Source organism: Nissabacter sp. SGAir0207 (genome assembly GCF_005491205.1).
In the GTDB taxonomy this organism is placed as follows: Bacteria; Pseudomonadota; Gammaproteobacteria; order Enterobacterales; family Enterobacteriaceae; genus Chimaeribacter.
In genome coordinates this window covers 1,476,802-1,495,637 of record NZ_CP028035.1, presented here as the reverse complement: position 1 = coordinate 1,495,637, position 18,836 = coordinate 1,476,802, and the positions used below count along the sequence as shown (strand labels likewise).

The window sequence follows — 18,836 nt, the reverse complement described above, 5'->3', positions numbered from 1 at the left end:
TAGCCAGAATTTCAAGTGGGATTGAGAAAAATTCGTATAATTCGGACTAATCATATTGCTCATTATTTCCCGACGAATGGCGCATGGTATCAGAATGGATACAGTGAATTTAGGAATTTCCTCATATATATTTCCACTTTTACCCTCTTGATTAACTGATTAATGTCATTTAATTGCGGCAATTTTTAAATATTAATCGCAGCCGACCCCGCTGGCCGGGGGAGGTGGATTTAAAGTTGAATTTTCAGCGCCCGGCTTACATTATGGCGGGCGCGGGGTGTCCCGTATGACATTGAGGCTGTAGACGTGATGGAATGGATCGCCGATCCGACAATTTGGGCCGGGCTGGCAACCCTGGTGGTACTGGAGATTGTGCTCGGTATCGATAACCTTATCTTCATCGCCATTCTGGCGGAGAAGGTACCGCGCAAACAGCGCGACCGTGCGCGCGTAACGGGCCTGATGCTGGCGCTGATCATGCGCCTGCTGCTGCTGGCCTCTATCTCCTGGCTCTCGACCCTGACCCAGCCGATGTTCACCCTGATGGCGCACCCGTTCAGCGGGCGTGACCTGATTATGCTGGTGGGCGGCGTGTTCCTGCTGTTCAAGGCCACAGTGGAGCTGAACGAGCAGCTGGAGGCGAAAGACCATCACGATGAGGGGCCGCGCAAGGCCGCCCGCTTCTGGCCGGTGGTGGCGCAGATTGTGGTGCTGGATGCCGTCTTCTCGCTCGACTCGGTGATCACCGCCGTCGGCATGGTGGATCACCTGCCGGTGATGATGCTGGCGGTCTGTATCGCCATTGGCCTGATGCTGCTTGCCAGCAAGCCGTTGACCCGCTTCGTCAACGCCCACCCCACCATCGTCATCCTGTGCCTCAGCTTCCTGCTGATGATTGGCTTTAGCCTGATTGCTGACGGCTTTGGCTACCACATCCCGAAAGGCTACCTCTATGCGGCGATTGGCTTCTCGGTGATGATTGAGGCGCTCAACCAGCTGGCGCAGTTCAACCGGCGGCGTTTCCTCTCCTCCCACCGCTCTTTGCGCGAGCGCACCGCCGAAACGGTGCTGCGTATGCTCAGTGGCCGACATGAGGAGACCGATCTCGACAACCACAGCGCCAACATGGTGGCTGACAGCGGCGGCGGAGAGGTGTTTAACGAGCAGGAGCGGCGCATGATTGAGCGCGTGCTGGGCCTCGGCCAGCGCAGCGTCAGCAGCATCATGACCTCACGCCATGACGTGGAGTGTCTGGAGCTGAACGATCCGCCTGAGGCGCTGGCGGCGCAGCTGGCGCGCAACCAGCACACGCGGCTGGTGGTGACGGAGGACAACGCGACGGATGAGCCGCTGGGGGTGGTGCATACCATCGACCTGTTGCGGCAGCTGCTGGCGCAGCAGGCGCTGGATGTGCGGGCGGTGGTGCGCCAGCCGCTGATCTTCCCGGAGCAGTTGACGTTGCTGATGGCGCTGGAGCAGTTCCGTCAGGCGCAGACCCACTTTGCCTTCGTGGTGGATGAGTTTGGCTCGGTCGAGGGGGTCGTGACCCTCACGGACGTGATGGAGACCATTGCCGGTAACCTGCCGGTGGCTGGAGAGGAGAATGACCCGCGCCACGATATCCAGCAGACCGATGAGCGCACCTGGATCGCCAATGGCTACATCCCGCTGGAGGATCTGGCGCTCTACATCCCGGTGCCGGCGGATGAGAAGCGGGAGTACCACACGCTGGCCGGTTTGCTGATGGAGTATGCGCAGGCGATCCCCACGCAGGGGGCGGCCTACCAGATTGGCGACTACCTGTTTGAAGCGTTGGAGGTCAACAGCCACCGCATCACGCGGGTGAAGATCACCGCGCCGGTGCAGCCGGTGGAAGAGGATTACGAAGTGTAGCCGCAAGCGGCAGGAAGAGAGGCGGGGCCGGGTCAACCGGCCCCGCCTTTTTTATGGCTGTTTCACCAAGGGCGGCAGCGGTTTGTTCAGGCCGGGGTACTGGAACAGCGCCCTGCCCGGCCCGCGGTTGATCACCCGCCAGATGCCAAGGGAGATAAACACGCAGAGCGACACGCCCACCAGCGGGAAGGTCAGCATCCAGATGGCCGAGAAGATGCCGTTGGCAAACAGGTGGTAGTGCACCAGCGTCCCCACCACACAGACGGCGATGGCCTCGGTGATGATCTTATGGATAACATAGACCTGGAGGGTATTCTTGCCCAGCCAATTGAGGCTGTCCGGGTTCATGCGGCGGTTCACCTGCTGGCAGATGACAATGCAGAGCACAATGGCGATGGCACAGTGGAAAATGCTTTTGTTCATGCCAAACCAGCCGTGCAGCAGGGCGAACGGCAGCGCCAGCATAATCGCCAGCAGAATGTTACGGCGCATCCGCAGTGCCTCAACAATCTGCTTGCCGTAGAAGCAGCCGGTGCAGAAGTAGATGGCGTTCTGCGCCACGCTATTCGGCCCCCAGCCCGGCAGCAGGCCGCGGGCGGCGATGTAGTTCGCCAGCACCGCCAGCAGCAGCAACGGCACGACATTGTTTTTGAACAGCTTGCAGGCCACAAAGTAGATCGCCAGCGCGTAGAGATACCAGGCGTTGGACATCGCCGTCAGCACAAACATCAGGAACTCATTGAACGAGTTGGCGTAGACCGCGCCCACCATGTTACGCACTTCCCACTGGTCAATGGAGAGGTGTTGGTTGATGAAGGTGACGAATGCCCACTGAATCACGCACCAGAGCAGGTAGACATACACCATGTTCACCACGCGCTTGGTGAACACCTGCCGCCAGGCTTTGTTGATGACAGAGTTGGTGGCCAACAGGCCAGAGATAAAGAAGAAGGAGGGCATCCGCAGCGGGGTGAGGTACGCATTCAGCGTCAGCCACCACTGTCCGAGGATGCTCTCCTCACCAATGATCTTCAACGAAGGAATGAAACTGGTCAGCATTAAGTGGTGCAAGATAACTAGCAGGATACACGCGCCTTTCAGCGTATTAATCCACTGTATTTCGCGATCGTTTCCACTCATAACATCTCCCGGTATCAGGCCGCGCCGCGGGTCGTTGACGCAGTAATGCAGGATAGGACTGCCAGATGACAGGCGTAATAAATCCCGAAAATAATATTGCTGGCGTCAAAAAGATGTCGAGTGAAATAGGGGAACCTTCCCATGAGATTACAAATTTTTCACTTTTAACAGCAGAGGATTCTGAAACCCGCCTCTGCTACGAATTGGCGGGTTATTGGTTTTTAATGTGGTGAAACTAACAATTCAGTAGTGATAATCACTATCATTAGTCCAACCATCACCGGCACGGCAGTGCGTTTCACCAGCTCGAAAGGTGAAATTTTAGCCATTCCCGCCACCGCCACGATGACCCCGGAAACCGGCGATAACGTGCGCCCCAGGTTGGAAGCCTGCAACATCGGGATCACCAGATAGGCGGGCCGGATGCCCATTTGCGCCGCCAGCGGCGGGATCAGCTCCACGAAGGCATAAAAGGGCGCGTTGCCAGAACCGGTGGTAATGGCGGCCAGCATGGTGATGGTCACCAGCACCAGCAGCATCACCAGCGCGCCGCCGCCCGCCCCCTGCGCCAGGTCAATCAGCGCGCGGATAAAGCCGAGTGCCCCCAGTCCCTGGGCGAATACGCCCGCCGCCACCAGCAGAATCACCACGCTGGCGAAGGCATCCGCCATGCCGCGGTAGGCCACCTCCAGCCCGCGGAACACGCTGCGGGCGTCACGGCTGCGGAGAAACTCCAACAGCGCCGTCAGCGCCAGACAGATCACCAACAGGGTGATGATGTGCAGCGACGGCCCCCACTTGCCATCAAACACCAGCACGCCAACGATGGGCAAAAAGGGCAGCAGCGCATAACCGCGTGGCGCGGCGGTAGCTGGCGCGGCATCGGGTGCCGCCGGAGCGGCCGTTTCCGCTGGCGCGCGGCGATCGAGGAAGCGTTGCCAGAAGTAGTGCGCCAGCGCCATGCCCGCAATAGCGGCCGCTGAAATGGGCAGCGTGGTGCGGAAGGCGAAGGTCACCAGCGGCATCTCTGCCGCATTGGCGGCCAGCACCACGTCACCGGAGGTGGGAGAGAGGATGATGGCAGCCGGCGAGGCGCAGATGGCAGCGGCGGCCCCGCGGCTGATGCCGACATTGACCATCAGCGGGAACAGCGTTGCCATCAGCAGCACCCCCAGCCCGGTGGCGGAGGAGACAGCCAGCGACATCAGGCAGGCCACCAGATAGGCGGCCACCATCAGCAGGTAGGGGGAGTTGATGCGGCGCAGCGGCCGCGACGCCAAACTGACCACCTGATCATTGGCGCCGATGTGGGTCATGTAGGCGGCAAAACCACACAAAATCATGATCATCATGCCGAGGTCGCCACCTCGGCTCATCAGCAGGCTTTTGACATACTCGGCGATGTCCGCGGCCGCCCAGCCAGTGCCGGGGGTGCCCGTCGGCAGCACCCCCTTCCCCAGCGCGGCACTGATGGCCAGCAGTGCCACACCGCCGGCCATCAGCACACCGCTGGCCGGGTACCCTTTGATAATGTAGCGGCCGACGATCACGGTCACGGCCAGTCCGATTCCCAGCTCCAGCATACAGGCTCCTCCTGTGATTAGGGTTGCGCACAGGCGCCATGCCTGTGGGTTCATCAGCCGCGACTGTGCCGAAAATCGGCCAGTGCGATACTGATTCCCGTCAAAGCAGGAGAGGATGAAGTAGGCAAAAAAGAGAAACGCCGCCGGGGGAACCGGCGGCGTGTCAGGAAGGGATCGGTACGCGGGGGATCAGTTGTGTTTCAGCAACTTGTTTAACGGCTGGTCAGCGCTGTTACGGTTCTTCTCCACCCACTCTTTCAGCGCGCGCTTCGCCTCTTGCTGGAGCTGTTTGCGCAGCACCTCATCCACCTTGAGCTGGTAGTTGAGCTGTGCCCACGGCCCATAGATGCGCAGCGGCACGGCGGTGCGGCCCAGCGCCTCAATCAGCTTGCTGTCGCCGCGCCAGCCACCGGTGACACGGGTGGAGAGCGCCACGTCGCACTGCTCATCCGGCAGGCTGAGGGTACCGGCGCCAGTGATGGTCAGCAGCGGCGAGACCGCCTCCAGGTTGCTGAGGGCAATGACGCCCTCTTTCAGATCGCCGTGGGCGCTCAACCGATCGACCTCGGTATAGCGCTCGTAGCGATCCTGCCCCTGTACTCCACCGTTGTTGCGCGCCACCGCCTGCTGGATCAGCTGCTGGATATTCAGCCCTTGCAGGCGCGCGCCCTCCATCGACATCTCCGCCTGCCCCTGCCAGCGGCGGTTGACGTCATCTGCCGTCAGCCCCTCGCCCGCGAGGTTGCCCGTCAGGGAGAAGCGGCCGCTCAGCGCCTGTGGCAGGCCAGCGGCGCGCAGCAGCGGCGTCAACTCCACCTGATGCAACACCGGTGCCAGCGCCAGCCGCACCCGATCGCCGGTGGCGTCCAGCGTGCCGGGCAAGGAGAAGGTACCCTGCCCCAGCGCACCGGAGAGGGTACGCAGCGCCATCTGCCCACGCTGGTTGTCCGCCTGCAAATTGAATTGCTGCACCTGCAAACCACGCCAGGTGAGGTTGGCGGCCTGCAAACCAATCTGCGCGTCGAAGTCCGCCAGCGCCGCCAGCTCATTGGTCTCCAGATGCGGCACACGGGCAATCACGGGCGTGGAGGTGACGGTCTGGCCGCGCTGGGCCGAGCCATCGTCGCCCGCCTGCCAGCCGCTGAGGGCATCCAGGTTTAGGCGATCGGCGGTCAACGCCACCTGATAACGGGGCGTTTCATCCAGCTGGGCGCTGATCTCGCCGCGCAACTGGCTCTCATTGGCCGACAGCGACAGTTCACGCAGGCTCAGGGAGGCGGGCGACTGCTGGTAGCTGGCCTGCACGCTGCCCTGCCCCTTGATGCCGCCGGGCGGGATGCCCGCGCCCTCCAACTGGTAATCAAAACGTGCAATCTGCCCGCTGATGGCCTGCGGGAAGCGGGAGAGATCCGCCTGTCCGGCGAGGGAGAAGGCCAGATCACGCTGGTCGCGGTTGATACGGCTGGAGAGGGTAATCTCCGCCTGACGGTGATCCTGCTGGGTCAGGGAGAGGTTGATGTCACGCACATTGATCTGGCTATTGTCGGCGCGCTGCCAGACCAGCAGGCTATCGGCCACCTGCAACCTGTCAATGTCAAACTGCCAGTGGGCGTTGTCGCCCACCTCCGCTGGCTGGCCAGCCGGGGCTACCGGCGCATCCTGCTGGCGGGCCTCGCTCTCCGGCGTCAGGCGGATGACGGCGTTCTTCAGCATCACCTGCTTCACCGCCAGCTGGTGGGAGAGCAGCGGCCACAGCTTCACGTCAAGGCGCATGTTCTCCGCCGTGACCACCGCCGCCTGCGCGCCCGGCGCCGTCAGCGTCATTGGCCCGGCGATGATGCTGAGCTGCGGCCAGACATGCCAGCGCAGATCGCCCTCCAGCGCGAGCTGGTAGCCGCTGCGCTGCTCCACCTGCCGCGCCATGTATTGACGGAAATCGTTCGGGTTCACCAGCAGCACCAGGGCGGTCATCCCTGCCACCAGCACCAACAACAGAATAGCCAACGTGGTCAGTAGTCTTCTCATGCCTTCCTCATCGTGAAGCCGCCCGCCGTCGTGAGGGCTAATCCTTGTCGATACGGCTGGCGACAGCGCCCTGCTGGTCGCGGTACTTGGCATCCTCGCGACGGTTGTAAGGTCGCGCGGCGGGGCCGGACAGCGGTTCAAAGCTGAGCGCGCCGATCATCATGCCGGGACGCAGCGCCAGGGGCAGCTTACCTGAATTATAGAACTCTAGTACAATCCGCCCCTGCCAGCCCGGATCGATGCGGTGCGCGGTCACGTGCACCATCAGGCCCAGACGCGCCAGCGAAGAGCGGCCATCCAGCCAGCCCACCAGATCCGCTGGCAGCGTCACGGACTCCAGCGTCACCGCCAGCGCCAGCTCGCCGGGGTGCAGGAAGAAGGCCTCCCCTTCCGGCAGCACGATCTCATCGCTCATCACGCGATCCAGCGCGGCGCTCACCTCATGCTTCGGGCCGCTCAGGTCGATGTAGGGCGCGGTGTGGCCGCGGAACACGCGGAACTGGTTGCCGAGGCGCACATCCACGGTGGCCCCGCTGATGCGCTCTACCGGCGGGCGCGGCGTAATGGCCAGCCGCCCCTCGTCCATCCAGGCTTCAATATCTCGATCGCAGAGTCTCATGGGTCTCTCCCTTGGCGTCACGACGCTTATTCAAAAAATTGGCTGATTTTCGCTTTCAGGATGTCGATGGCGATGCGGTTCTTGCCGCCGCGCGGCACGATGATGTCAGCATACTGTTTGGAAGGCTCAATGAACTGCATGAACATCGGGCGCACCGTGCTTTGGTACTGCTGCATCACGGAGTCCAGCGAGCGGCCGCGCTCGTTGATATCGCGCTTCATGCGGCGCAGCAGGCAGATATCCAGCGGGGTATCAACGAAGATGGAGAAGTTCATCTCCTGACGCAGGCGGATGTCGGTCAGCAGCAGGATGCCCTCGACAATGATCACCTTCTTCGGCTTCAGGTGGATGGTCTCCGGCTTGCGGGTGTTCTCGACGTAGCTGTAGAGCGGCAGCTCAATCGGCTTGCCAGCCTTCAGCATCTGGAGGTGCTGGAACAGCAGGTTATGGTCCATCGCGCCTGGGTGGTCATAGTTGATCGCCCGGCGCTCTTCCATCGTCAGGTGGCTCTGGTCTTTATAGTAACTGTCCTCAGGGATGACGCCGATGTGCTCGTCGCCCACCTGGTCGCGCAGTTCGCGATAGAGGGTGCTGGCGATAAGACTTTTACCTGAGGCGGAAGCGCCGGCGATACCGATAATGACGCATTGGTGGGGCTTGTCAGTCATAGCTATTTTAAAGACCTGATTCATTGTGGGAAAGGCGCGCCCCGGCCGGGACGCTGATCGCGGCAATTATAGGGAGTTACGGGGTGGGTTGCCAGCATAAAGGGCGCGGCCTTGCGGTGCTGGAAGGCAGATCGCAACTTAGTGGCGCGGCATGGCCACTTTTAAGAACAATCATACTACTGATTATTGAACCTCTTACGTTAACATACGGTAAATTGCCCGCCGCAGGCCCGCTCTCCGCACTGGCGCGCCCGCCGCATCCGGCACCACCACTTTTCGGGATACAAGACTGCATGAACTGGCACTGGTTAACTTATTTCGGCGACAGCATGTTGCTGCTGCCCTGCGCGGCGTTGATTATCGTGCTGCTGCTGGCGAATCCCGAGACGCGCCGTGCCACCTGGCAATGGATGCTGCTGTTCGGCATCGCTGGCGGGCTGGTCTGCCTCTCCAAGCTGGCCTTTATGGGCTGGGGCATCGGCAGCCGCCGCTTTGACTTCACCGGCTTTAGCGGCCACTCGGCGCTCTCCTCCAGCATCTGGCCGGTGTTGATGTGGATGCTGACCGGCCGTCTGGCGCGCCCGGTGCGCGTCACCGCCATTCTGGCTGGCTATGTGCTGGCGTTCTTCGTCGGCTACTCGCGGCTGGTGATCCATGTCCACTCACCGGCGGAAGTGGTGGCTGGCCTGACGCTGGGCTTCACCATCAGCACCACCTTCCTGCTGTTGCAGACCTCTGCCGCCGCGCCGCGCCTCTCCTACGGCCAGCTGGCGCTGGCGCTGCTGGTGCCGCTGTTGTTGATCAACACCGGCAAGGTGGCACCGACGCAGGGGCTGCTGGAGCGCATCGCCGTCGCCATCTCGCCAGCGACCCGCCCCTTCACCCGCGCCGATCTGCATGGTATGCGGCACTACCTGCCCGCCGCGGATGGGCAGGTCAGGTTCCACTGATTCGCAGCCACAAAAAAGCCCGCCTAGGCGGGCTTTTTTATTGCGCCAATTACAGCGCGCGGAAGGAGATCTCGGTGGGGATCGGCTCGCCCTGCCAGTAGAGCGCCGCCGCCACGCGCCCGGCCAGCGCGCGGTAGAGGCCAGCCAGCTCGCCGTGCGGATCGGCAATCACCGTCGGCTCGCCACGATCCAGATCCTCGCGCAGCGCGATGTGCAGCGGCATCTGGCCGAGCAGCTCGCACTGGTACTTCTGCGCCAGCGTCTCGGCACCGCCGGTGCCGAAGATAGGCTCATGGTGGCCGCAGTTGCTACAGATGTGCATACTCATGTTCTCGACAATGCCCAGCACCGGCACATCCACCTTGTTGAACATCACGATGCCCTTCATGGCGTCGAGCAGGGCGATGTCCTGCGGCGTGGTCACCACCACCGCGCCGGTCACCGGCACGCTCTGCGCCAGCGTCAGCTGGATGTCGCCAGTGCCCGGTGGCATGTCCAGCACCAGATAGTCGAGATCGGGCCAGAGGGTATCCTGCAACAGTTGCAGCAGCGCCTTGCTGGCCATCGGCCCGCGCCACACCATGGCGTTCTCGTCATCCACCAGATAGCCAATGGAGTTGGTCGCCAGCCCGTGCGCCATGATCGGCGCCATGTGGGTGCCATCCGGCGAGGTTGGGCGCTCGTGCTGGGTGCCGAGCATGTTCGGCACCGACGGGCCATAGATGTCGGCGTCCAGCACCCCCACCTTCGCCCCCTCGGCTGCCAGCGCCAGCGCCAGGTTGACGGCGGTACTCGACTTGCCCACCCCACCCTTGCCGGAGCTGATGGCGATCAGGTTGCGCACGCCCTTGATGCCGGGGCGGTCGCCCACCCGCTTCAGGGTGGCGATCTCATGCTTCAGCGTCCACTCCACGCCATGCGCGCCGGTGGCCTGCATCAGCGGCGCGCTCATCTGCTGTTGCAGCGCCTCAAACGCGCCCTGCCAGGCAAAGGGCATCTGCAACTCCACATGCAACACGCCATCCAGCACCGCGCAGTGGTGGATCGCCTTTAGCGCGGCCAGATCCTGCTTGAGTGTCGGATGGGTAAAAGCGGCCAGCTCGCGTGTGACCACAGCGCGCAGCGCCACCGGGGTATTCTGCTCAGGGGATTTAGGGAACATCCCGACTCCTTAGGAACGGTTGCCAACGAGAAATAGTGCAAGCATACCAGATCCGCCCTGCCGCTGCCGTGTAGCGCGGCAAGAAACCTGTCTGGCGAGCCGCGCCGCGATCGGGTAACATCGAAGGCCCTTTTTCCTCAAACAGAAAGCAATTCCACACTATGGCTCAAGTCGCGAAAAAATTATTGGTGACGTGCGCACTTCCGTACGCCAACGGCTCTATCCATCTCGGCCACATGCTCGAGCACATTCAGGCAGACATCTGGGTTCGTTTCCAGCGGATGCGCGGCAACCAGGTGCACTTTATCTGCGCGGATGACGCGCACGGCACGCCGATCATGCTCAAGGCCCAGCAGATGGGCGTGGCGCCGGAGCAGATGATTGCGGAGATGAGCCAGGAGCACCAACAGGATTTCGCTGGCTTTGGTATCAGCTATGACAACTACCACTCCACCCATAGCGACGAAAACCGCGAGCTATCCTCGCTGATCTACACCCGGCTGAAAGAGAACGGTTTCATCAAGAACCGTACCATCTCGCAGCTCTACGATCCGGAAAAGGGCATGTTCCTGCCTGACCGCTTCGTCAAGGGCACCTGCCCGAAATGCAAATCGCCTGACCAGTATGGCGACAACTGTGAAGTGTGCGGCGCGACCTACAGCCCAACCGAGCTGATCGACCCGAAATCCGCGGTCTCCGGCGCGACGCCTGAGATGCGTGACTCCGAGCACTTCTTCTTCGACCTGCCCTCCTTCAGCGCCATGCTGCAAGCCTGGACGCGTTCCGGCGCGCTGCAAGAGCAGGTGGCGAACAAGATGCAGGAGTGGTTTGAGTCTGGCCTGCAACAGTGGGACATCTCCCGCGACGCGCCCTACTTCGGCTTTGAGATCCCGGACGCGCCGGGCAAATACTTCTACGTCTGGCTGGACGCGCCGATCGGCTACATGGGCTCCTTCAAGAACCTGTGCGACAAGCGCGGCGACCTCGACTTTGACGAGTACTGGAAGAAGGATTCCGAGGCCGAGCTGTACCACTTCATCGGCAAGGACATCGTCTACTTCCACAGCCTGTTCTGGCCAGCGATGCTGGAGGGCAGCGGCTTCCGCAAGCCGACCAACCTGTTCGTGCACGGCTACGTGACGGTTAACGGCGCGAAGATGTCCAAGTCGCGCGGCACCTTCATCAAGGCCAGCACCTACCTGTCGCACCTGGATGCCGACTGCCTGCGCTACTACTACGCGGCGAAGCTCTCCTCGCGCATTGATGACATCGACCTGAACCTGGAGGACTTCGTCCAGCGCGTCAACGCCGACATCGTCAACAAGGTGGTCAACCTGGCGTCCCGCAACGCGGGCTTCCTCACCAAGCGCTTTGACGGCCAGCTGGCGGATACGCTGGCGGATGAGGCACTCTACAAAACCTTCACCGACGCCGGTGCCTCGATCGCCGAGGCTTACCAGAGCCGCGAGTTTGGCCGCGCCATCCGTGAAATCATGGCGCTGGCGGACATCGCCAACCGCTACGTGGATGAGCAGGCCCCGTGGGTGGTGGCGAAGCAGGAGGGGCGTGACGCCGACCTGCAAGCCATCTGCTCGATGGGCATCAACCTGTTCCGCGTGCTGATGACCTACCTGAAGCCGGTGCTGCCGTCCCTGACCGAGCGCGCCGAGGCGTTCCTGCGCCTGCCGCTGGCATGGGATGAGATTCAGGCCCCGCTGCTGGGCCACCGCGTCCAGCCGTTCAAGGCGCTGTTCAACCGCATTGAGCTGGCCAAGGTGGAAGAGATGGTCAACGCCTCGAAAGAGGACATGGCGGCCGCCGCCAAACCGGCTACCGGCCCGCTGGCGGATGACCCGATTCAGGAGACCATCACCTTTGACGATTTCGCCAAGGTCGACATGCGCATTGCGCTGATTGAGCAGGCGGACTTTGTGGAAGGCTCCGACAAGCTGCTGCGGCTGCAACTGGATCTGGGTGGCGAGAAGCGCCAGATCTTCTCCGGCATCCGCAGCGCCTACCCAGACCCGAAAGCGCTGGAGGGCCGCCTGACCATCATGGTTGCCAACCTCGCGCCGCGCAAAATGCGCTTCGGCATCTCTGAGGGGATGGTGATGGCCGCTGGCCCAGGTGGGAAGGAGATCTTCCTGCTCAGCCCGGACAGCGGCGCACAGCCGGGGATGCAGGTGAAGTAACCACTTCACTGCAACCGCAGGGGGCGTGGCCAGTGGCCGCGCCCCCTTTTTTTCAGCCCTGGAAACGCTGGCGGTAGTCGCGCGGCGCGACGCCAAAGGCGCGGTTGAACACCACCGAGAAGTAGTTGCTGTCCTCAAAACCGCAGGCCGCTGCCACCTCGCCAATGGAGCCACGCCCGTGGCGCAGCAGCGCCATCGCGTTGCAGAGCCGTAACTGGCGCAGGTACTGGCTGATGCTCATGCCGGTCTGCTGCTTGAACAGCGCGCGCAAGGTGCGCGGGGTAAGCTGGTGGCGCGCGCAGAAGGCCTCCAGCTGGAACGGGGTGGCGATGCTGCCCCGCAACGCCAGCATCAACAGATCCATCTGCTGGGCATCGGCCAGCTCGGCGCTGTCTGGCCGGTGGCGGTAGCGCTGCAACAGCAGCGCCAGTTGCAGCAGCAGCGCCTCGGCCAACTGCAAGGAGATAGGGTCAGACTTCATGCTCTCCTGCGCCAGCGCGTCCACCTTGCAGCGCAGCGCATCCATCCCCAGCATACTCAGCCGCCAATAGCGCTCTGGCTGGGCCACCCCCGATCCCGGCAGCAGCGCTGGCCAGTCGGCGGGCAGCCGCAGCCGGTCACGCATAAACAGGATGTTGTCCAGCTCCAGCCCATTGACCGACTCATAGCTGTGGCGGTCACGCGCGTTGACGTAGAACAGGTCACCGCAGGTGATGCGATAGGGCACGTCATTCCAGAGATGCAGGCCGTTGCCGCGCCACACGATCACCAGCTCGTCAAACTCATGGTGGTGCAGCGGAAAGACCGGCTGCGGGTGGCGCTCCGCCACGCTGACCACCTGTTGGTCAGTAAGGAAGTAGTCTTGGTGCTGAAGTTTCAGCGGCGGCATGGTGTCGGCGTCCCCGGCATGAAGGCAAACGCCCATCCTGCCATAACGCCGCCCGCCGCACGGGGGCGGGCCGGGAAATTTGCGTGTCAGCGCACACTGTTACGCATCATCTTCGGCGAGACGGCAAACTCGCGGCGGAACTGGGTGGAGAAGTGGTTACTGTCGCCAAAGCCGCACTCATGGGCGATCTGGGTGATGCTCTGGTCAGTCTGGAACAGCCGGCGGCGCGCCTCCAGCAGCCGTAGGCGGTTCAGGTAGCGTTGCGGCGTCATGCTGGTGTGCTGCTTCACCTGCCGGTGCAGGGTGCGCAGCGCCAGCGAGTAGCGATCCGCCAGCTCGCCCCAATCCACCTCCTCGGTGAAGTTGCCATCCAGCCAGCGCAGCAGCGCCTGTACATTGGCATCACGCCCGCCGGTCGCGCCCTGCTGGCAACAACTGCGGTGCAACAACAGCAGCAGTTGCAGGAACTGCCCCTCGCTGGCCGCCACGCCAGCGTCACTGGGGTCGGCGGCCAGTTGCGCCAGCGTCTGGATGTGGCGGCGCGCCTCCTGCAACGCCCCCTGGCCGATGTGCCAGTGCACCTGCTCGCTCTCCTGCGGCAGGAAGCGGTCAATGCCGGTCAGGAAGCGGAAGGCGTGCGGCGACCGGTAGAGCACGTTGGTCAGGTGCAGCCCCTCCACGTTCTCGAACAGGTGGTGGTCGCGGTCACGCACAAAGCAGACGGTGCCGCTGCACAGGGTGTAGGGGCGGTCATTGAAGATGTGCACCCCCGCCCCGCTCTCCACCAGCACAATCTCGTAGAAGTCATGGTGGTGCTCCGGGAAGGGCAGCTGCGGCGCGCGGGGTTCCACCGTCACGGTCATTGCCCTGGACGCAAAAAATTCATCACCTGCCAGTAACGTCATTTTGGTGCCTCCGGTCAGTCGTCCCCCCGCCAGCGGCGGGCATGGAACATCAACGAATCAAAATAATGCAAGTAAACCCATCGCTCATCTGAATAGGTCGCAGTGTAAAGCGCCGCCCGCCCCCGCTGCCTTGAAATGGCGGCAGGCGGTGGCGTGAATGCGGTCATTTTTTCAAGATTTGGCCGCTTTGGCTGCGAACTGTGTGGCAGATCACATCCCATTAACAACTGAGGTAAAAGGGTTGATGGCCGGGAAATGTGATCTGTTTCACGACGATCTTTGCCATTTTGCCAACCGCTTTTGGCGGGTGGCACTCACCGGAAGGTGGCGCGGCGCGCCACTCCCTACACTCGCTGCATAGTCTGTTAAGGGATAACCACGATGACCGTACGCAATATCGCCACAGTGGATTTAGGCGCCTCCAGCGGGCGGGTGATGCTCGCCAGCTTCCACACCGGCAGCCGCCGCATTACCCTCAAAGAGATGCACCGCTTCACCAACCAGCTGGTGGAGCACGACGGGCATCACATCTGGGATGTGGACAACCTGGAGCAGCAGATGCGCCACGGCCTGCAACTGATTGACGCCGCGGGCATCGAGCTGGACAGCATCGGCATCGACACCTGGGGCGTTGACTTCGTGCTGATCGACGCCGACGGCGAGCGCGTCGGCCTGCCGGTCTCCTACCGCGACCACCGCACCGACGGCATCATGGCCGAGGCGGTGCGCGAGCTGGGCGCGGAGTGGCTCTATGGCCGCACCGGCATCCAGCTACTGCCGTTCAACACCCTGTTCCAGTTGAAAGCGCTCAGCCGCCAGCGGCCGGAGTGGGTGGAAAAAACCGCCCACCTGCTGCTGATGCCGGACTACTTCCACTACCGCCTGACCGGCGAGCTGAATTGGGAGTACACCAACGCCAGCACCACCCAACTGCTGGAGGTGCACAGCGGCGACTGGGATCGCACGCTGCTGGACTACGCCGGTGCCCCTGAACGCTGGTTTGGCACGCCAAGCCAGCCGGGGCGCGCCCTCGGCCACTGGGCGGCCCCCTCGGGCCGCCGGGTGCCAGTGGTCTCAGTGGCGACCCATGACACCGCCAGCGCGGTGGTGGCCGCGCCGCTGGCTGGTGACGACTGCGCCTACCTCAGTTCCGGCACCTGGTCGCTGATTGGCATCGACAGCGACCGCCCCTACACCCACGCCGCCGCCCGCCGCGCCAACATGACCAACGAGGGTGGCATCGAGGGGCGCTACCGGGTGCTGAAAAACATCATGGGCATGTGGCTGTTGCAGTGCGTCTGCCGCGAGCTGGCGGTAAGCGACATCCCGGCGCTGGTGGCGGCGGCGGCGCAACAGCCAGCCTTCACCTCGCTGGTGAACCCCAACGACGCGCGCTTCATCAACCCGGTCTCGATGGTCGAGGAGATCCGCCGTGCCTGCCGTGAGCAGCAGCACCCGGAACCGCAGGAGGCGGCGGCGCTGGCGCGCTGCATCTTTGACAGTCTGGCGCTCACCTACCGCCAGGTGGCGCGCGAGCTGGGCGAGCTGCGCGGCGCGCCGTTGCAGCAGCTGCACATTGTCGGCGGCGGTAGCCAGAACGATTTCCTGAACCAGCTGTGCGCCGACGCCTGTGGCCTGACCGTCACCGCCGGGCCGGTGGAGGCCTCGACGCTTGGCAACATCGGCTGCCAGCTGATGGCGCTGGGCGATGTCAAAGACGCCGCCGACTACCGCCGCCTGCTGGCCGACAACTTCCCGCTGCGCCGCTACACGCCGCAGACCCACCCTGATTTTGATACCCACTGTCGCCGTTTTGAGGCGCTCAGCCACGCTCATGAGGAGTATTCAGTATGACCGCATCCATCGACCAGGCCTGGGAACTGGCAAAACAGCGCTTTGCCGCCCTGAACATTGACGCCGAGGCGGCGCTGGCTGCCCTCGACCACGTGCCGGTCTCCATGCACTGCTGGCAGGGCGATGACGTCGCCGGCTTTGAGAACCCCACCGGCGGCCTGACTGGCGGCATTCAGGCGACCGGCAACTACCCCGGTAAGGCGCGCAACGCCCAGGAATTGCGCGCGGATCTTGAGCAGGCGTTCGCGCTGATCCCAGGGCCTAAGCGCCTCAACCTGCACGCCATCTACCTGGAGTCTGACGCACCGGTGGCACGCAACGAGATTGAGCCGCAGCACTTCGCCAATTGGGTGGCGTGGGCGCGTGACAACCAGCTGGGGCTGGACTTCAACCCCTCCTGCTTCTCCCACCCGCTGAGCGCCGACGGCTTTACCCTCTCCAGCGCCAACCCGGAGGTGCGCCAATTCTGGATTGAGCACTGTCAGGCCAGCCGCCGCGTCTCCGCCTACTTTGGCCGCGAGCTGGGCACGCCGTCGGTGATGAACATCTGGGTGCCGGATGGCATGAAAGACCTGACCGTCGATCGTCTGGCCTTCCGCCAGCGCCTGCTCAGCGCGCTGGATGAGGTGATCAGCGAGAAGCTGGACAGCCGCCACCACATCGATGCGGTGGAGAGCAAGCTGTTTGGCATCGGTGCCGAGAGCTTCACCGTCGGCTCCAACGAGTTCTTCCTCGGCTACGCCGCCAGCCGCCAGACCGCGCTCTGTCTGGATGCTGGCCACTTCCACCCGACCGAGGTGATCTCCGACAAGATCTCCAGCGCGATGCTGTTCGTGCCGCGCCTGCTGCTGCACGTCAGCCGCCCGGTGCGCTGGGACAGCGACCACGTGGTGCTGCTGGATGACGAGACACAGGCAATCGCCAATGAGATCGTGCGCCACGATCTGTTTGACCGCGTGCACATCGGCCTCGACTTCTTTGACGCCTCCATCAACCGCATCGCCGCGTGGGTCATCGGCACCCGCAACATGAAGAAAGCGCTGCTGCGCGCGCTGCTGGAGCCGACCGAGCAACTGAAACAGCTGGAGCAGGCGGGCGACTACACCGGTCGGCTGGCGCTGCTCGAGGAGCAGAAATCGCTGCCGTGGCAGGCGGTGTGGGATGTCTACTGCCAGCGCCATAACGTGCCGGTCGGCAGCCAGTGGCTGGAGACGGTGCGCGGCTACGAACGCGGCGTGCTGGCCCAGCGCGCCTGATGGAACGGGGGCTGGCTGGCCCGGCCCCCAGATCTCACGGCAAAAACAGTCTTATCTTTCTCTTTAAGAGGGTTTTGCCATGAGTTTTATGCTTGCGTTACCAAAAATCAGCCTGCACGGCGAAGGGGCGATTGCCGATCTGGTCAGCCTGCTGGCGCAGCGCGCGCCGGGCAAGGCGCTGGTGGTCACCGATGGCCAGCTGGTGGATCTTAGCCTGCTGGATGGCCTGTTTGCCGGGCTGGAAGCTGCCAGCCTGCCCTACGCGCTGTTCCGCGACGTTACCCCCAACCCCACCTCCGAGCTGGTGGATGCTGGCTACGCCAGTTTCCTCGACCACCAGTGCGACTATCTGATCGCCTTCGGCGGCGGCAGCCCGATTGATACCGCCAAGGCGATCAAGATCCTCACCGCCAACCCCGGCCCGGCCACCGCCTACGCGGGCGTCGGCAAGGTGGCGCAGCCCGGCGTGTTTCTGGTGGCGATCAACACCACCGCTGGCACCGCCGCCGAACTGACCAGCAACGCGGTGATCACCGACAGCCAGCGGCACGTTAAGGAGGTGATCATCAGCACCCACCTGATCCCGGACATCGCGGTGGATGACCCGGCGGTGATGCGCGCCATCCCGGCACCGGTCACCGCCGCCACCGGCATGGACGCCCTGACCCACGCCATTGAGGCCTACGTCTCCCTCGGCGCGCACACCCTGACCGACCACTCGGCGCTGGAGGCAATCCGCGTCATCAGCCGCTGGCTGCCGCGTGCGGTGGCGCAGGGTGACGACGGCGAGGCGCGCGAAATGATGGCCTACGGCCAATACCTGGCGGGCATGGCGTTCAACAGCGCCGGGCTGGGGCTGGTACATGCGCTGGCGCACCAACCGGGCGCGACCCACAACCTGCCGCACGGCGTCTGCAACGCCATCCTGCTGCCGGTGGTGGAGGCGTTCAACCGCCCAGCGGCGGCGGCGCGCTTTGCCCGCGTGGCGCAGGCGATGGGCGTCGATACCCAGAGCATGACGGAGGAGCAGGCGAGCGAGGCGGCGATTGACGCCATCCGCGCGCTCTCGGCGCAGGTCGGCATTCCGGCGGGCTTCCGGGCGCTCGGCATCCGCGAGCAAGACATTGAGGGCTGGCTCGACAACGCGCTGGCCGACCCTTGCGCCCCCTGCAACCCGCAGCCCGCCAGCCGCGAGCAGGTGCGTGCACTCTATTTGCAGGCGCTCTGAGCGCCCTATCCCGCCGGGCGCGCCTGCGCCCGGCCTTCCCGAGGAGCGAAGATGATTCGGAAAAGTTTTGTGATGCAGGTCAACCCCAATGCCCACGCGGAGTACCAGCGCCGCCACAACCCGATCTGGCCGGAGCTGGCCGAGGTGCTGAAGCAGCATGGCGCGCACCACTACAGCATCTTTTTGGATGAGAAGCGCCACCTGCTGTTTGGCTTTGTCGAGATTGAGTCCGAGGCGCGCTGGGCCGCCGTGGCACAGACGGAGATCTGCCAGCAGTGGTGGAAGCACATGGCGGACGTGATGCCCAGCAACCCGGACAACAGCCCGGTCAGCGACGACCTGCGCGAGGTGTTCTACCTCGAGTGACCCCTTGCCGCCGGGCACCCGCCCGGTGCGCACACTTCCCCCTTCCGCCCGCCGCAAAACCGGCTACCCTGAACACCAGATGCCCGCGACGTTCTGCTGACGTGAC

At 63.4% G+C, this 18,836-nt stretch carries 16 protein-coding genes; 8 read left to right on the top strand and 8 right to left on the bottom strand.

Going from position 1 to position 18,836, the window contains the following annotated elements; all coding sequences use genetic code 11:
- Window positions 1-309: 309 nt before the first annotated feature.
- On the top strand, window positions 310-1,893 hold the full coding sequence (locus tag C1N62_RS06335) for a TerC family protein (protein WP_137764922.1): 1,584 nt from the start codon (window positions 310-312) through the stop codon (window positions 1,891-1,893).
- A gap of 51 nt (window positions 1,894-1,944) precedes the next feature.
- Here C1N62_RS06335 and C1N62_RS06330 read toward each other — a convergent pair whose 3' ends face one another.
- Entirely contained in the window at window positions 1,945-3,033 is a 1,089-nt protein-coding gene (locus C1N62_RS06330) for an acyltransferase family protein (protein WP_137762831.1), read from the bottom strand.
- A 65-nt stretch (window positions 3,034-3,098) separates the two neighbouring features.
- On the opposite strand from C1N62_RS06330, the gene C1N62_RS23145 reads away from it, so the two are divergent.
- Window positions 3,099-3,266 (top strand): hypothetical protein, encoded by a 168-nt coding sequence (locus C1N62_RS23145; protein ID WP_168195821.1) that lies wholly within the window; start codon window positions 3,099-3,101, stop codon window positions 3,264-3,266.
- Here the strand turns inward: C1N62_RS23145 and dcuC are convergent.
- From dcuC to udk, 4 genes are all read right to left on the bottom strand, one after another.
- Window positions 3,255-4,616, bottom strand: a complete 1,362-nt coding sequence (gene dcuC / locus C1N62_RS06325) for an anaerobic C4-dicarboxylate transporter DcuC (RefSeq protein ID WP_137762830.1) — start codon at window positions 4,614-4,616, stop codon at window positions 3,255-3,257. The two genes, C1N62_RS23145 and dcuC, sit on opposite strands and share 12 nt — an antisense overlap.
- A 189-nt stretch (window positions 4,617-4,805) precedes the next feature.
- Complete coding sequence (asmA, locus tag C1N62_RS06320) at window positions 4,806-6,641, bottom strand: outer membrane assembly protein AsmA (RefSeq protein ID WP_137762829.1); 1,836 nt, start codon at window positions 6,639-6,641, stop codon at window positions 4,806-4,808.
- Window positions 6,642-6,678: 37 nt separating this feature from the next.
- Window positions 6,679-7,260 (bottom strand): dCTP deaminase, encoded by a 582-nt coding sequence (gene dcd, locus C1N62_RS06315; RefSeq protein WP_137762828.1) that lies wholly within the window; start codon window positions 7,258-7,260, stop codon window positions 6,679-6,681.
- A gap of 26 nt (window positions 7,261-7,286) precedes the next feature.
- Window positions 7,287-7,928, bottom strand: a complete 642-nt coding sequence (udk, locus tag C1N62_RS06310) for a uridine kinase (protein ID WP_137762827.1) — start codon at window positions 7,926-7,928, stop codon at window positions 7,287-7,289.
- Between the two features lie 293 nt (window positions 7,929-8,221).
- On the opposite strand from udk, the gene C1N62_RS06305 reads away from it, so the two are divergent.
- Window positions 8,222-8,878, top strand: coding sequence for a phosphatase PAP2 family protein (locus tag C1N62_RS06305; protein WP_137762826.1), 657 nt, complete (start codon window positions 8,222-8,224; stop codon window positions 8,876-8,878).
- A 49-nt stretch (window positions 8,879-8,927) separates the two neighbouring features.
- Here the strand turns inward: C1N62_RS06305 and apbC are convergent, their stop codons facing one another.
- Complete coding sequence (gene apbC / locus C1N62_RS06300) at window positions 8,928-10,040, bottom strand: iron-sulfur cluster carrier protein ApbC (protein ID WP_137762825.1); 1,113 nt, start codon at window positions 10,038-10,040, stop codon at window positions 8,928-8,930.
- 161 nt (window positions 10,041-10,201) lie between these two features.
- Here apbC and metG point away from each other — a divergent pair, with 161 nt between their 5' ends.
- On the top strand, window positions 10,202-12,232 hold the full coding sequence (gene metG / locus C1N62_RS06295; RefSeq protein ID WP_137762824.1) for a methionine--tRNA ligase: 2,031 nt from the start codon (window positions 10,202-10,204) through the stop codon (window positions 12,230-12,232).
- 52 nt (window positions 12,233-12,284) lie between these two features.
- Here the strand turns inward: metG and rhaR are convergent, their stop codons facing one another.
- Window positions 12,285-13,157, bottom strand: coding sequence for an HTH-type transcriptional activator RhaR (gene rhaR / locus C1N62_RS06290; RefSeq protein ID WP_240775737.1), 873 nt, complete (start codon window positions 13,155-13,157; stop codon window positions 12,285-12,287).
- A 50-nt stretch (window positions 13,158-13,207) separates the two neighbouring features.
- Window positions 13,208-14,026 carry an HTH-type transcriptional activator RhaS gene (rhaS, locus tag C1N62_RS06285; protein ID WP_137762823.1) on the bottom strand — a complete coding sequence of 273 codons (819 nt, stop codon included), beginning with the start codon at window positions 14,024-14,026 and terminating at the stop codon, window positions 13,208-13,210.
- A gap of 381 nt (window positions 14,027-14,407) precedes the next feature.
- Here rhaS and rhaB point away from each other — a divergent pair, with 381 nt between their 5' ends.
- From rhaB to rhaM, 4 genes are all read left to right on the top strand, one after another.
- The gene (gene rhaB, locus C1N62_RS06280) at window positions 14,408-15,880 is read left to right on the top strand and encodes a rhamnulokinase (protein ID WP_137762822.1); all 1,473 of its coding nucleotides are present in this window, start codon (window positions 14,408-14,410) and stop codon (window positions 15,878-15,880) included.
- Complete coding sequence (locus tag C1N62_RS06275; protein ID WP_137762821.1) at window positions 15,877-17,136, top strand: L-rhamnose isomerase; 1,260 nt, start codon at window positions 15,877-15,879, stop codon at window positions 17,134-17,136. The genes rhaB and C1N62_RS06275 overlap by 4 nt, the downstream gene beginning before the upstream one ends.
- 79 nt (window positions 17,137-17,215) lie before the next feature.
- Complete coding sequence (gene fucO, locus C1N62_RS06270) at window positions 17,216-18,364, top strand: lactaldehyde reductase (protein WP_137762820.1); 1,149 nt, start codon at window positions 17,216-17,218, stop codon at window positions 18,362-18,364.
- Window positions 18,365-18,415: 51 nt separating this feature from the next.
- Entirely contained in the window at window positions 18,416-18,730 is a 315-nt protein-coding gene (rhaM, locus tag C1N62_RS06265; protein ID WP_137762819.1) for an L-rhamnose mutarotase, read from the top strand.
- Window positions 18,731-18,836: the final 106 nt, after the last annotated feature.